Raw genomic sequence first — 13,143 nt, 5'->3', positions numbered from 1 at the left:
GCGCGGCGGACCGCCGCGTGCGGGGTCAGGCGGACGGGAATGCCCGTGATACGGGCGGTGACGCCTGCCGTGGCCACCCGTGCGAGGATGAGACGTCCTGGGCGCCGGTGACGGGAGAATGGCCTCGTGGCAGCCGGTGCGGACGGTCCTTCGGCAAGGGTGCGGGTGAAGTCGGGATGAAGGAGAACGGAGCGGACGTGAGCGAGAATCAGAACCTCCTCGCGGAGCAGCGCCGTGCCCTGATCCTGGACGAGGTGCGGCGGCGCGGCGGTGTCCGCGTGAACGAGCTGACGCGCAAGCTCGGTGTCTCCGACATGACGGTCCGTCGCGACCTCGACGCGCTCGCCCGCCAGGGCGTCCTCGAGAAGGTGCACGGCGGCGCGGTGCCGGTGGTCGAGGCGAGCACGCATGAGCCGGGTTTCGAAGCCAAGTCGGGTCTGGAACTGACGGCCAAGGAGGACATCGCGCGGGCCGCGGCGGAGCTCGTCTCGCCGGGCACGGCGATCGCCCTGTCCGGTGGCACGACGACGTATGCGCTGGCCCACCACCTGGTCGACGTGCCCGAACTGACCGTCGTCACCAACTCGGTGCGGGTGGCGGACGTCTTCCACTCGGCTCAGCGCACCTCGGGACCGCGGCAGGGTGCCGCGACCGTCGTGCTGACCGGCGGGGTGCGCACACCGTCCGACTCGCTGGTGGGGCCCGTGGCCGACCAGGCGATCGCCTCCCTCCACTTCGACGTGCTGTTCCTCGGCGTGCACGGGATATCGGTGGAGGCGGGTCTGTCGACGCCGAACCTCGCGGAGGCGGAGACCAACCGGCGGCTCGTGCAGTCCGCGCGGCGGGTCGTGGTGGTCGCCGACCACACCAAGTGGGGCACGGTGGGCCTTAGTTCGTTCGCCGCGCTGGAGCAGGTCGACACGCTGGTGACCGACGCGGGGCTGCCGTCCGAGGCGCGCTCGGAGATCTCGGAGCATCTGCGGCGGCTGGTGCTGGCCGGAGAGACCGGGGAGACCGCGGAGACCGGGGACACTACAGACATCTGACGGCCTGCCAGCTAGGGTGACGCCGACCCGGACCGACCCGTGTGTGCGGGGCGCCGGTGTCCTCAGAGGAGGTTGTCGTCCATGGCACGCCGTCTGCGCCCGGTGGAACTCGACTTCACGCGGACCGCCCCCGTGCGGCTGGTGTTCGCCCGGGAGGTCGCCGCGCCCCCGGAAGAGGTCTTCCGGGCCCTTGCGGAAGACGTCTCCGGCTGGAGTGAGTGGTTCGCCGCGGTGACCTCGGCCCGCGCGGTCGACGGGGGCGCCGGCCGCGAGGTGCGCCTCACGGGCGGCACCCGCTTCCGGGAGACGGTCGTCGCGGCCACGCCGCACGAGGTGTACGCGTACCGGGTCGACGAGACCAACGCGCCCGGGATCCGCGCGCTTTTGGAGGAATGGCGGCTGACGCCCGCCGGCACGGGCACCCGGGTGCAGTGGACCTTCACGGCCGACGGGTCCGGTGTCTTCCTGTTTCTGCTGAAACGGGCACGCGGGGGTCTCGGGCGCGCGTTCACGGGCGCCGTGACGGCCCTGGACCGCAGGCTGGCCCCGGGTGGTGCCGGGCCGGGGTCAGTCCGGCCACACCCCGGTCGTCAGCAGTGAAGTGATCGCCGCCGAGTACGGCGCGATGTCGAGTCGCTGCTCGGCGAGCCACGCGTCCGAGTAGTACTTGTCGAGGTAGCGGTCGCCCGGGTCGCACAGCAGGGTCACCACGCTGCCCGTACGCTCCTCGGACACCATCTGCGCAACGATCTTCAGCGCGCTCCACAGCCCGGTGCCGGTCGAGCCGCCCGCCTTGCGGCCGATGGCCCGCTCCAGGGCCCGTACGGCTGCGATGGCGGCGGCGTCCGGGACCTTCATCATCCGGTCGATGGCGCCGGGCACGAAGCTGGGCTCCATGCGGGGCCGGCCGATTCCTTCGATGCGTGAGCCGCTGTCACAGGTGACGTCCGGATCGCCCGCCGTCCACCCCGCGAAGAAACACGAGTTCTCCGGATCGGCGACACAGATGCGGGTGTCGTACCCCATGTAGTGCACATACCGCGCGATGGTCGCCGAGGTGCCGCCGGTGCCGGCCGTGGCGACGATCCACGCGGGCACCGGGAACCGCTCCAGCTCCAGCTGGCGGAAGACGGATTCGGCGATGTTGTTGTTGCCGCGCCAGTCGGTGGCCCGTTCGGCGTAGGTGAACTGGTCCATGTAGTGGCCGCCGGTCTCCGCCGCGAGGGCGGCCGAGGCCTCGTACATCTTGCGCGGGTCGTCCACGAAGTGGCACCGCCCGCCGTGGAATTCGATGAGCCGGCACTTCTCGGCGCTGGTCGTACGCGGCATGACGGCGATGAAGGGCACCCCGATGAGTCCCGCGAAGTACGCCTCGGAGACGGCCGTCGAACCGCTGGACGCCTCGATCACCGGGCGCCCCGGACGGATCCAGCCGTTGCACAGTCCGTACAGGAACAGGGAGCGGGCGAGGCGGTGCTTGAGGCTGCCGGTGGGGTGTGTCGACTCGTCCTTGAGATACAGGTCGATGCCCCAGTGGTCGGGCAGCGGGAAGCGCAGGAGGTGCGTGTCGGCCGAGCGGTTGGCGTCGGCCTGTACCTTGCGGACGGCTTCTTTGAGCCACGTACGGTACTCGGCGTCGCTGCGGTCGACGTCGAGCGTCTCGCCGGGGCGGGTGATCTGGGGGGTGCTCACGGCGGGGCTCCTTAGCGGGGTGTGCCGAGGCCGGGTTCACGCGGTCGGACGCCTCGCATCATAAGCAGCTTGCGTACACCTTCTCACCTGCATAAACGCATCTTTGAGGCGCTCAAAGGCGTCCCTTGCGCAGGCCCCCGCGCACCGGCGGAAAACGGTGGGGGCGCATCCGCGCGAGTGCGCCGGTTGACCGGCGCCACCCCGCCGTGCGCACTGGTGCAAGGCGCCGCGTCCGGGCAGACTGCACGGCGAGGAACGCCGGTCGGTGCAGCCTGGCGTCACCGCGGCACCGGCCTGCGCGGAATCGGGTACTCGACCACGACCGGACTCGATCAGCGCCACGCCGGATTGCGCCCCGCGCGGGATCCGGAGCGAGTACAGCCGAACGGACGAGGGGCAGGGCATCATGGGCGAACCGGAGTTCACGGCCACCGGTGTGCGGATCGGGAAAAGACTGCGGTCGCTCACTCGGGCAGGAGAGGTCCGGATCAGCGACGGCAGGCTGCGTCTGCTCACCAGCTACGGCAGCGTGATCGACAGCGCGCCGGTGCAGACGGTGCGCGCGTCGAAACCCTGGTTCGCGCCCGACGACCGGGCTTTGGCGGACCTCAACGGCACCCGCTATTCGCTCACCCTCGGCGACCACGACCCCGCGCCCGGGCAGCCGGGGCCTCCGTCGGCGCGGCGGTTCATCGAGGCGGTGCGAAGGGCGGCCGGGCGAGGCGGCTGACCGGGCGCGAGTTGCGGCGTATCAGCCCTTGCGTCACGCTGGTCTCACATCACTCTGGGTTTACCGGCGATGACGCTGAAGAACCAGCCCGCCGGTACGACAGCGGGCGGCCCCCGTACGAAGCCGTACCGCACGAAGCGGCCGGAGTACTCAGCCGCACAGCAGTCGGCGGGTACGCCCCGGCCCCCTGCTGGATCCGATCTCCGTCTTCTTCCGGACCTCAATTCGGGGAGTCGCAGCCGTGATCAGCCAGCCAAGCAGGCACTGCACGGTGGAGCTCCAAGCCCTGCCGTCGCGGATCGGCCAGGTCCGCAGAATCGTATCGGCGCAGTTGCGCTACTGGCACCTCGATCCCTTGATAGATCGGGCGTCCCTGGGTGTGACGGAGCTGTTGACCAACGTCCACCTGCACGCACAGCCCGACAAGATGTGCACCGTGGAGATGGAACTGCTCCTCGACCGGCTCACGGTCTCGGTGCACGACCACGACCCGCGCCTGCCGGAACTGCGCGCGTCGGATCCCACCGCAACCAGCGGACGCGGCCTGGCGCTGGTCGCCGCGATCGCCGACAGCTGGGGGGTGCGACCGGACGGCGACTCGGGCAAGGTCGTCTGGTTCGCACTGCCCGCGCCGGCACCGGCACCGACCCGCCCGCTCCCCAGCCTCACGCCCTACGAGAAGGCCCTCGAGGCACCGGCCCGCGCGCTTGCGGTCGACGAACGCAAGGCGCGACACGCTCCCGCCCGGTCCGCCGTTGCCGGCTGACCGGGCGGTGAGGTCAAGGACCGCGCGCTGCAGCCCAGGGTCCAAGCCTCCCGCCGTACCGACTCGGCTCCCGGCCCGGCACTCCGGGCGCTGACCGCACAGGTCCCCCGTCTCCCGATCACCGCCTGGGCGGTGATCGGATCACTCACCTCACACGATCCTTGCCCTTGCGGCCGAACTGCTCGTCCAGGACGGAAAGACGGCGCCAGTACTCGTCCTCGTCGATCTCGCCGGAGGCGAAGCGGCGGCCGAGCACGGCGATCGGCGATTCGCCCGCCGGACGGCCGTCCATGCCGCGCCGCGGGGCGCCGCGCCCGCGCCAGGCGGTGCGGCGCACGACGGTCACGACGCCGAACACGACGGCCGCCCAGATCAGCGGGAAGAACAGGATCCAGGGGCCGGGGACGCCGTCTGCGTGAGCCAGTGTCTGCATCTCGGTCATCTCCTCGATGGTTTCTCGGTGATGCCTCGAGGCTCCCGCGGGGAGGGGCCCCGGGTCGTCGTACGGCCGGCGGCAGTGCGCGTACCCCGCGGGGAGTACTCGCCACTCTGCAGATGCTTCTGAGGTGCCCACGCCGTGTTCGCCGGTCCCGGGACCCCCTACGAGCGCATCGAGGCGTATCTGCGGCGCGAGCGCGACGTGTTGCGCGGCTGCCCCGTCGGCCGTCTGACGATGGATCCCGAAGTGATCGCCAGTGACGCTCTGCGGGAGCCCGTCGACGAGACGCTGGACTGGCTGCGCGAACAGCTCGCCCAGCTCGTCGAAGAGGGCAAGAACAGGGCCAGTTCGCGCGGTCCCTGGACGCCGGGGAGATCGCGGCGACGACCCTCGCGACCGTTCAGGGCGGCTATGTACTGGCCCGCGCGTCGGGCTCGTCGGCGGCCTTCGACACAGGGATCCGGGGTCTGCTCTCCCTCCTCCGGCCGACCTCCTGAAGGAGCCAGGACTCGATGCACCCCATGCGGTACGAGCTGACCCTGCCCGCCGACTACGACATGGACATCGTCCGCGGCCGAGTGTCCCGCGTCGGGCACCTGTTGGACGACTGGGACGGCCTCGGCTTCAAGGCGTACCTGATGCGAGAGCGCGGGCTGCACGGCTCGCCGGTCAACCAGTACGCGCCGTTCTGCCTCTGGAACACCGTGGAGGGCATGAACACCTTCCTGTGGGCAGGCGCCTTCCAAGGGCTCGCCGACGACTTCGGGCGGCCGCTGGTCCGGCAGTGGGCGGGGCTGGCGTACGAAGAGGGGGTCGCCGCGGGCTCACCCGCCGTGGTCGCCGTGCGCAGCCGCCGGCGGGTCCCTGACGGCCTGCCACTGTCCGGGACCGTGGAGGACCTGGTGCGCGAGACCCGGCGGCTGGCCGCGGCGGACGGCGCGGTGCTCGCGGCGGCGGCCATCGACACACAGGGCTGGGAAGTGGTCCACTTCTCGCTCTGGGACCGCGAGGCGCCCGAGGCGTCCGGGTGACGTCTTCCAGGTGCTGCATGTGTCGGCACCGGGGAGAGCCCGCCTGCCCCGCGGGCGGCAGTGGTGACGTGTGTCCGTACAGCCCTCGGGGACGTGCGTGGCCCGGCCGGTGAGCCGGCTGTTTGCGGGCATGGGGGTGCGGCCCCTCCTTGCGGAGGATCAGCCGCACCCCTCGCGCAAGCCGTCCGGCGCGCCGCTCATTGCGAAACCCCGCGTGAGCGAATGAAGCGCCATCCGAAGTAGAGCATCCCTGACACCCCTACGACGGCACCGGCGCCACACAGCGCTGTCGCCCATGCGGCCATGTCCTGTGTGATCCACAGAAGGCTCACCACGGCCAGTGCTATGGCGAACAGGAATCGCTCTCCATAACCCGGGCCGCGGCCGGTCAGTCCCCGGTGGCGGTGCACTTGTACGTCACGCCTTTCATTTTGATATCCCGGTAGCCTATCCTCGGGTCAACGGGCGCGACATCGCCGCCGCCACCACCGCCACTGCTCTTTTTGTGGCAGTAATAACCGAGTGCCTCGAGCTTCTTGAGATCACTCTTTCGCTGGTATTCGTTGTACGCCTTGATCATGGCCGCCTGCTTTTCCCGAGGCGTTACCTGCTTCGCCTTCGTGTACAGGTAGCACCCGATGCTGGCGCCGATTCCCACCCACGACGCTCCCTTGGCCAGCGCCTTGGTAAGGCCTGCGGCGCCACTGCCGATTCCCAGGACTGCGCAGATTTCATCGGCTCCGGCGCGGAGTTGCACGTCCGCTGCCGCCCGCGTGGCCGCCACGCTTTCCCCGTTTTCCTCCGCAGCCGCGTATGCCGTGTTCGCGCCGATGCCGCATATTGCGCCGGTCATGGCGCAGGCGATGACGGCGGAAATCCCTTTGCTTCGCATGTTCACGAAGTCGTTCCCCCAGTATTCAGAAATCGCTTGGTCAGAGCGAGGACGACGCTACCAGTGGGGTCATGTATACGCAATGGTGAACTTTGCATCGACGGACGGTTCTTACGCGAGGTCAACTCTGCTGAATCGGATGTATCTCGCATAGTTGCATACACCAGGCAACCCGGCCCGGGCCGGTTGCAATTGCCCGGGCCGGGTCTATGGCAGGCGAATTACCAAGGCCGGAGTGTGGGCCAGGTTCCGTCGCCTCGCGGACTCCCCGAAGGCGATGACCTCTCAGAGCCCGGCCAGTGCTGCCGGCGGGTCGTCGAGCACCGGCTGCCACGCCAGCTCGGCCGCCCCCACCAGGCTGTTGTGGTCGAGCGTGCACGGGAGGATGGGAACGCCGCCGCTGCGGCCCCACAGGCTGCGGTCGGCGACGACGGCGCGCAGCCGCTCCGGGTCGGCGTCGAGCAGCGTGCGGTGCAGTCCGCCGAGGATGATCCGGTCCGGGTTGAGGATGTTGACCAGCCCGGCGAGCCCGAGGCCGAGCCGGTCGATCAGGACCTCGACGGCGGTACGGACGGCCGGATCGGTGGGATGCCCGTCATGGATCAGATCGTTGGCCTGTTGGAGCAGTGACACCTCGGGGCCCGGATCGCGGCCGGCCGCCGTCAGGAAGGCCAGCGGATCCGCCTCCACGTCCAGACAGCCGCGACTGCCGCAGTGGCAGGGACGGCCCTCGGGGTTGACGGTGAGGTGCCCCACCTCCAGCGCGAGGCCCGAACTACCGGTGTGCAGCCGCCCGTCGAGCACCAGCGCACCGCCCACGCCCCGGTGGCCGGTGGCCACGCACAACAGGTCCCGGGAGCCGCGGCCCGCGCCGTGCCGGTGTTCGGCCAGCGCCGCGAGATTGACGTCGTTGGCGGCGAAGGCGGGCCCGGTGATGCCCGCGGCGCGCACCTGCTCGGCGAAGATCTCCCGGACGGGTGCGCCCGCCGGCCAGGCCAGGTGCAGCGGGTTGAGCGCGAGCCCCTCCGGTTCGGCGACCGCGGACGGCACGGCGAGCCCCGCGCCCACACAGCGCCGACCGGTCTCGCGCAGCAGCTCGGCGCCCGCCTCGACCACCGAGCCGAGCACCTTCGCCGGGTCGGCGTCGATGGTCTCGCAGCCGGGCGCGGTCGCGACGATCCGGCCGCCGAGCCCGACGAGCGCGGCCCGGAAGCCGTCAGCGTGCACCTGTGCGGCGAGTGCCACGGGCCCGTCCTCGGCGACCTCGAGCCGGTGCGAGGGCCGGCCCTGCGCACCGGCGGCGGCGCCCGGATGCGCGTCGACCCGGATCAGACCGAGTGCCTCAAGTTCGGCGGCCACCGCGCCGGCGGTGGCACGGGTGACGCCCAGCTCGGCGGTGAGCACGGCACGCGTCGGCGCACGTCCGGTGTGCACCAGTTCCAGCGCGGGGCCGAGCGCACCGCGCCCCCGGTCCAGCCGCGTCCGTGTGTTCCCTTCCCCTGCCGTCCGGGGGGCCGCCTTGCCAGTCATGAGGGCGAGTCTCCCATGATCCGCTCCGGCTTCGGCCCGAAGCCGCCGACCCTCAGCGTGATGTTCAGCCGGCCCGTCAGCCCGAGCGAGGGCGGTGCCGTGCCCGGGCGCACCCGCGGCACTCCGTGGTACGCGAACCGCGCCGGGCCTCCGAAGACGAACAGGTCTCCGCTGTGCAGTTCCACGTCCGTGTAGGGGCGCGCCCTGCTCTCGGTGTTGCCGAAGCGGAACACACAGGTGTCGCCGAGGCTCAGCGACACCACGGGGGCAGGGGACTTCTCGTCGCTGTCGCGGTGCATGCCCATGCGGGCGTCCGCGTCGTAGTAGTTGATCAGGGCGATGTCGTAGGGTTCCGGCGGCACCTCCCCAGGCCCGAGGGCGGCCTCCACCCCCTCGCGGGCCAGCGTCGCAAGCCAGTCCGGGAGGGGTTTGACGGGGGCGCCGTCGCCGTCGACGACGGTGCGGGCGTAGCCGTTCGGGTACCAGTGCAGGCCGAGACAGACCTGGCGGGAGGTCATGGTGCCACCGCCGGGGGTGCGCACGGTCCGCAGTCCCGCGGGCGGCCGGGCCCACTCCCGGCAGGCTTCGAGGAGCCGGTGCTGCCGGTTCGCGTCCAGCCAGTCGGGCACGTGGACCGCGCCGAGTGCGACCTGTACGCGGCTTCGCGGGAACAGCTCGGCGTCCATGGCCCCATCATCACGTATCCGGCCAGGGGGCGGAGCCGCGCGAGGGCCTCGGGCGAGAGCCGGGTCCACGGTTCCGGCCACCGGGGTCCGCGACCCGGCCGCGGATCCTCGGCAGTGGGCGACGACTCCGCAGGCGGCGGCCGAAGACGGACGTCGGGCGGCCGACGACGGACGTCAAGTGGCGGCCGGGGACAGGCGCTGAGCTGCGGCTCCGCTAGCCTGGACGCACGATGAACGACCGTATGACCACGCCGTGGGGCGCGTACACGCTGACCCGCTTCCCCGAGGATCCCCGCGACCGGCTGCGCGCCTGGGACGCGGCCGACGCGTATCTGCTGCGGCACCTCGCGGCGAGCGGCACCGCGCTCGACGCTGGGGTCGTGGTGTTCGGCGACCGGTGGGGCGCGCTCACCACCGCGCTCGCCGCGCACCGCCCGACGCAGATCAGCGACTCGTTCCTGGCCCGCGGGGCGACCCGCGCGAATCTCGCCCGCAACGGCGTCGGCACGGACGCCGTACGGCTCCTGACGACGCAGGACGCCCCGCCGTCCCGGATCGACGTCCTGCTCGTGCGGATCCCGAAGAGCCTCGCGCTGCTGGAGGACCAGCTGCACCGGCTGGCCCCCGGTGTGCACGAGGGCACGGTGGTCGTGGGCACCGGCATGGTCAAGGAGATCCACACCTCGACGCTGGAGCTGTTCGAGCGGATCCTCGGCCCGACCCGTACCTCGCTCGCCGAGCAGAAGGCCCGGCTGATCTTCTGCACCCCCGACCCGGCACTCGAACGGGGCACCAACCCGTGGCCGTACCGGTATCGACTCCCCGACGGAATCGGCGCGTTGTCCGGCCGGACCGTCACCAACCACGCCGGTGTCTTCTGCGCCGACCGCCTCGACATCGGGACCCGGTTCTTCCTCGGGCACCTTCCGCACGGCCGGGGCGCCGAGCGCATCGTGGACCTCGGCTGCGGCAACGGAGTGGTCGGTCTGGCGGCCGCCCTGCGCGACCCCGGAGCCGAGGTGCTGTTCGTCGACGAGTCGTACCAGGCGGTGGCCTCGGCGGAGGCGACGTACCGGGACAACGCGCAGGGGAAGGCGGAGTTCCGGGTGGGAGACGGCCTGTCCGGGGTGCCCGCCGGAAGCGTGGACCTGGTTCTCAACAACCCTCCGTTCCACTCCCATCAGGCGACGACGGACGCCACCGCGTGGCGCATGTTCACCGGGGCGCGGCGCGCGTTGCGGCCGGGTGGCGAGCTGTGGGTGATCGGCAATCGCCATCTGGGCTACCACGTGAAACTGCGCCGTCTCTTCGGCAACAGCGAAGTCGTCGCGAGCGATGCGAAGTTCGTGGTTCTGAGGGCCCTCAGGAAGTAGCGGAGCCGCCGGCTCCCGCGCCGGGCGCGGCGCGGCGGATGGAGGGCGTGTGCCGTCCCGCGGCGGCGCATGCGGCCGACGCCCCCGAGGTGGATGCCCGTCTCGCGCACCAGTGGAACCCCCCGACGGTGCTCATCGGGACTCGTCCGCGGGTGATTGCTCGCCGCCGTCCCCGAGCACGGTGATCAGGCGGGCCACGGTCCGGACCATCGCCTCCCTTCCCACGCCGAGATAGCGGCGCGAGTCGGCCGCCTCGGGATGCGCGGCGAGGAACTGCCGGATCGCGCCGGTCATCGCGACGTTCAGCGCGGTACCGATGTTGACCTTCGCGATGCCGCCCGCGACGGCCGCCTTCAGCTCGTGGTCGGGCAGCCCGGAGGAGCCGTGCAGGACGAGGGGTACGTCCAGCGCGGCGCTCAGCCGCTTGAGCAGGCCGTGGTCGAGCGCGGCCGTACGCGCGGTCATCGCGTGTGTACTGCCGACGGCGACGGCGAGGGCGTCGACGCCGGAGTCGGCCACGAAGGCGGCGGCCTCGCCGGGGTCGGTCCGGGCGCCGGGAGCGTGCGGGTCGGGCGGCGGCTCACCGCTCTTGCCGCCGACCTGCCCCAACTCAGCCTCGATCCACAGCCCTTGGGCATGCGCCCAGTCGGCGGCGGCACGGGTGGCGGCGAGGTTCTGCTCGTACGGCAGCCGGGCCGCGTCGTACATCACGGAGCTGAACCCGGCACCGGGCGCCTGCCGGAGCAGGCCGTCGCTGTGGACGTGGTCGAGGTGGAGGGCGACGGGCACGGCGGCGCGCGCGGCGGCCTCGGCGGCGGCACGGGCGAGGGGGAGCAGACGTCCGTAGCGGAACTTGACCGCGTTCTCGCTGACCTGGAGCACGACCGGGGCGTCCACGTGCTCGGCTCCCGCGATGACGGCCTCGACGTGCTCGAGGGTGATGATGTTGAACGCGGGCACCGCACGGCGGGCCGCGGCGGCAGCGGCGATCAGCTCACCGGTGGCTGCGAGGGGCACGGCTCCTCCTTCTCACCGGGACCGCTGCTCGGGGCCCGGGCTCTGACCGGGAGTCGCGCCCGGACCCGGACCCGGATTTGGGCTTGGGCTTGGGCTTGGACTCGCGCTCGGGGTGAGGATCACCGAGCGGGTCAGATGGCGCGGCCGGTCGGGGTCGAACCCCCGGGCGGCGGCGACGGCGACGGCGAGCCGCTGGACGCGGACGAGTTCGGCGAGCGGGTCGAGTTCGCCGGCCACCCACAGTCCGCCCGTGTCCCGCACCTGACGGGCCAGCCCCTCGGGCGCCTCGCCGAGCATCCAGGTGGCGGTGCCGTGTGTGGTGATGCTGATGGGGCCGTGCCGGTACTCCATCGCCGGATAGGCCTCCGTCCACGCCCGTGCGGCCTCACGCATCTTGAGTCCGGCCTCGCTCGCCAGCCCGACCGTCCAGCCGCGGCCCAGGAAGGTGAACTGTGTGCAGTCGGCCAGCCCCTCGGGCAGCGGGGTCTCGAGTGCGGTACGGGCGTCGGCGGCCACGGCGTCCGTGTGCAGGCCGAGGTGGGCCCGTAGCAGGGTGAGCGCGGTGGTGGCGAAGCGGGTCTGGACGACGGACCGCTCGTCGGCGAAGCCGAGCACGACCACGTCGTCGGCGGACTCCGCCACGGGCGTGCGGGGGTCGGCGGTGACCGCGGTGGTCCGGGTCCGCCCCCGGAGCCGGCCGAGGAGGTCGAGCACCTCGGTGGTGGTGCCGGACCGGGTGAGGGCGACGATCCGGTCGTAGGGACGACCGTGGGGGAACTCGGAGGCGGCGAAGGCGTCCGTCTCGCCCTGTCCGGACCGCTCGCGCAAGGCGGCGGCGGACTGCGCCATGAACAACGACGTCCCGCATCCCACGATCGCGACCCGCTCCCCCGCCGCCGGCAGCGCCCCTTTGTGCGCCGCCGCCTCCACGGCGGCGCGGGTCCAGCACTCGGGCTGACTGCTCAGCTCGTCCTCGACATAGGTCATGGCCACCCCTTCCAGAGGCGCACGAACACTGTGCGATTTTCTGCAAGATATAGTCAACTTTCAAGCAGAATCAAGCATTCGGACGGAGGGTGAGGTGCGCTAGGGTCACGGCAGCGGCCGAGGAACGAAGGCCGGGGAACGGAGACACGCGGATGTCGCGCGACGCCCGCTGGAAAGCGCTGCTGGAGCTGCTCGTCGAGCGGGGCCGGCTGGATGTCGAGGAAGCCGCGACCGAACTGCGGGTGTCCGCCGCGACCATCCGCCGCGACTTCGACCAGCTCGCGGAGCAGCAGATGCTGGTGCGCACACGGGGCGGCGCCGTGGTGCACGGCGTCTCCTACGAGCTGCCACTGCGCTACAAGACGGCCCGCCGCGCATCGGAGAAGCAGCGCATCGCCCAGGCGGTGGCGCGTCTGATCGCGCCCGGGGAGGCGGTGGGCCTCACCGGCGGCACGACGACCACGGAGGTGGCTCGCGCCCTGGCGGTGCGCGGCGACCTGGCGACGGGCTCCCCCGCGCTGACCGTGGTCACCAACGCACTGAACATCGCGAACGAACTGGCCGTGCGGCCACAGTTCAAGATCGTGGTGACGGGCGGGGTCGCGCGCCCGCAGTCGTACGAGCTGATCGGCCCGCTCGCGGACGGGGTGCTCGGCCGGATCACCCTGGACGTGGCCGTGCTCGGTGTGGTGGCCCTCGACGTCACGCATGGCGCGGCGGCGCACGACGAGGCGGAGGCCGCGATCAACCGGCTGCTGTGCGAGCGTGCCGAACGTGTGGTCGTCGCGGCGGACTCCAGCAAGCTGGGGCAGCGCGCATTCGCGTGGATCTGCGGGGTGGAGTCGGTGGACACGCTGGTCACCGACACCGCGGTGGGAGTGGACGTGGTGCGGCGGTTCGAGGAGGCGGGTGTGCACGTGGTGACGGTCTGACGCACGCCCGGACGGGCCCGGC

General features: G+C 71.7%; 13 protein-coding genes and 2 pseudogenes. 8 read left to right on the top strand and 7 right to left on the bottom strand.

Annotated elements, in window-relative coordinates; genetic code table 11:
- Positions 1–197 precede the first annotated feature (197 nt).
- Positions 198–1,046, top strand: coding sequence for a DeoR/GlpR family DNA-binding transcription regulator (locus tag ABZ876_RS31540; protein WP_361788352.1), 849 nt, complete (start codon positions 198–200; stop codon positions 1,044–1,046).
- An 81-nt stretch (positions 1,047–1,127) separates the two neighbouring features.
- Positions 1,128–1,646, top strand: coding sequence for an SRPBCC family protein (locus ABZ876_RS31535; RefSeq protein WP_361788350.1), 519 nt, complete (start codon positions 1,128–1,130; stop codon positions 1,644–1,646).
- On the opposite strand, the gene ABZ876_RS31530 is transcribed toward ABZ876_RS31535, so the two are convergent.
- Positions 1,614–2,738 carry a PLP-dependent cysteine synthase family protein gene (locus tag ABZ876_RS31530; protein ID WP_361788348.1) on the bottom strand — a complete coding sequence of 375 codons (1,125 nt, stop codon included), beginning with the start codon at positions 2,736–2,738 and terminating at the stop codon, positions 1,614–1,616. The genes ABZ876_RS31535 and ABZ876_RS31530 overlap by 33 nt on opposite strands.
- Positions 2,739–3,144: 406 nt before the next feature.
- On the opposite strand from ABZ876_RS31530, the gene ABZ876_RS31525 reads away from it, so the two are divergent.
- Together ABZ876_RS31525 and ABZ876_RS31520 are read left to right on the top strand one after the other, a co-directional pair.
- Entirely contained in the window at positions 3,145–3,468 is a 324-nt protein-coding gene (locus ABZ876_RS31525; RefSeq protein ID WP_361788346.1) for a hypothetical protein, read from the top strand.
- 241 nt (positions 3,469–3,709) lie between these two features.
- Positions 3,710–4,234: an ATP-binding protein gene (locus tag ABZ876_RS31520; RefSeq protein WP_361788344.1), complete on the top strand. Its 525-nt coding sequence runs from the start codon at positions 3,710–3,712 to the stop codon at positions 4,232–4,234.
- Positions 4,235–4,379: 145 nt separating this feature from the next.
- Here the strand turns inward: ABZ876_RS31520 and ABZ876_RS31515 are convergent, their stop codons facing one another.
- Complete coding sequence (locus ABZ876_RS31515; protein WP_361788464.1) at positions 4,380–4,667, bottom strand: SHOCT domain-containing protein; 288 nt, start codon at positions 4,665–4,667, stop codon at positions 4,380–4,382.
- Positions 4,668–4,820: 153 nt separating this feature from the next.
- Here ABZ876_RS31515 and ABZ876_RS31510 point away from each other — a divergent pair.
- A pseudogene (locus tag ABZ876_RS31510) lies at positions 4,821–5,170 on the top strand (TetR/AcrR family transcriptional regulator); the annotation flags it as partial.
- Positions 5,171–5,185: 15 nt separating this feature from the next.
- A pseudogene (locus tag ABZ876_RS31505) lies at positions 5,186–5,771 on the top strand (DUF4865 family protein).
- Between the two features lie 321 nt (positions 5,772–6,092).
- Here the strand turns inward: ABZ876_RS31505 and ABZ876_RS31500 are convergent.
- The 3 genes from ABZ876_RS31500 to ABZ876_RS31490 all read right to left on the bottom strand — a co-directional run bounded on the left by ABZ876_RS31500 (position 6,093) and on the right by ABZ876_RS31490 (position 8,812).
- Entirely contained in the window at positions 6,093–6,596 is a 504-nt protein-coding gene (locus ABZ876_RS31500) for a hypothetical protein (RefSeq protein WP_361788462.1), read from the bottom strand.
- A gap of 285 nt (positions 6,597–6,881) precedes the next feature.
- The gene (locus ABZ876_RS31495) at positions 6,882–8,126 is read right to left on the bottom strand and encodes an ROK family protein (protein WP_361788342.1); all 1,245 of its coding nucleotides are present in this window, start codon (positions 8,124–8,126) and stop codon (positions 6,882–6,884) included.
- The gene (locus ABZ876_RS31490; RefSeq protein ID WP_361788340.1) at positions 8,123–8,812 is read right to left on the bottom strand and encodes an alpha-ketoglutarate-dependent dioxygenase AlkB; all 690 of its coding nucleotides are present in this window, start codon (positions 8,810–8,812) and stop codon (positions 8,123–8,125) included. Before ABZ876_RS31490 ends, ABZ876_RS31495 begins: the two co-directional genes overlap by 4 nt.
- Positions 8,813–9,042: 230 nt before the next feature.
- Here ABZ876_RS31490 and ABZ876_RS31485 point away from each other — a divergent pair, with 230 nt between their 5' ends.
- Positions 9,043–10,185, top strand: coding sequence for a methyltransferase (locus ABZ876_RS31485; protein WP_361788338.1), 1,143 nt, complete (start codon positions 9,043–9,045; stop codon positions 10,183–10,185).
- Between the two features lie 132 nt (positions 10,186–10,317).
- Here the strand turns inward: ABZ876_RS31485 and ABZ876_RS31480 are convergent, their stop codons facing one another.
- Both ABZ876_RS31480 and ABZ876_RS31475 read right to left on the bottom strand, forming a co-directional pair.
- Positions 10,318–11,202, bottom strand: coding sequence for a ketose-bisphosphate aldolase (locus ABZ876_RS31480; protein ID WP_361788336.1), 885 nt, complete (start codon positions 11,200–11,202; stop codon positions 10,318–10,320).
- 12 nt (positions 11,203–11,214) lie between these two features.
- Complete coding sequence (locus ABZ876_RS31475) at positions 11,215–12,189, bottom strand: sugar isomerase (RefSeq protein WP_361788334.1); 975 nt, start codon at positions 12,187–12,189, stop codon at positions 11,215–11,217.
- 152 nt (positions 12,190–12,341) lie between these two features.
- On the opposite strand from ABZ876_RS31475, the gene ABZ876_RS31470 reads away from it, so the two are divergent.
- On the top strand, positions 12,342–13,121 hold the full coding sequence (locus tag ABZ876_RS31470; RefSeq protein ID WP_361788332.1) for a DeoR/GlpR family DNA-binding transcription regulator: 780 nt from the start codon (positions 12,342–12,344) through the stop codon (positions 13,119–13,121).
- Positions 13,122–13,143 lie beyond the last annotated feature (22 nt).

It is taken from the genome of Streptomyces sp. NPDC046931, from assembly GCF_040644655.1.
Classification (GTDB): Bacteria; Actinomycetota; Actinomycetes; order Streptomycetales; family Streptomycetaceae; genus Streptomyces.
The sequence above is the reverse complement of the archived record's forward strand: the minus strand, read 5'-3'. Positions and strand labels throughout refer to the sequence as shown.

Coding starts and splice junctions, on each gene's coding strand:
- ABZ876_RS31535 (WP_361788350.1), top strand. CDS start 1,128: ATGGCACGCCGTCTGCGCCCGGTGGAACTCGACTTCACGCGGACCGCC.
- ABZ876_RS31525 (WP_361788346.1), top strand. CDS start 3,145: ATGGGCGAACCGGAGTTCACGGCCACCGGTGTGCGGATCGGGAAAAGA.
- ABZ876_RS31515 (WP_361788464.1), bottom strand. CDS start 4,667: ATGCAGACACTGGCTCACGCAGACGGCGTCCCCGGCCCCTGGATCCTG.
- ABZ876_RS31500 (WP_361788462.1), bottom strand. CDS start 6,596: ATGCGAAGCAAAGGGATTTCCGCCGTCATCGCCTGCGCCATGACCGGC.
- ABZ876_RS31495 (WP_361788342.1), bottom strand. CDS start 8,126: ATGACTGGCAAGGCGGCCCCCCGGACGGCAGGGGAAGGGAACACACGG.
- ABZ876_RS31490 (WP_361788340.1), bottom strand. CDS start 8,812: ATGGACGCCGAGCTGTTCCCGCGAAGCCGCGTACAGGTCGCACTCGGC.
- ABZ876_RS31485 (WP_361788338.1), top strand. CDS start 9,043: ATGAACGACCGTATGACCACGCCGTGGGGCGCGTACACGCTGACCCGC.
- ABZ876_RS31475 (WP_361788334.1), bottom strand. CDS start 12,189: ATGACCTATGTCGAGGACGAGCTGAGCAGTCAGCCCGAGTGCTGGACC.
- ABZ876_RS31470 (WP_361788332.1), top strand. CDS start 12,342: ATGTCGCGCGACGCCCGCTGGAAAGCGCTGCTGGAGCTGCTCGTCGAG.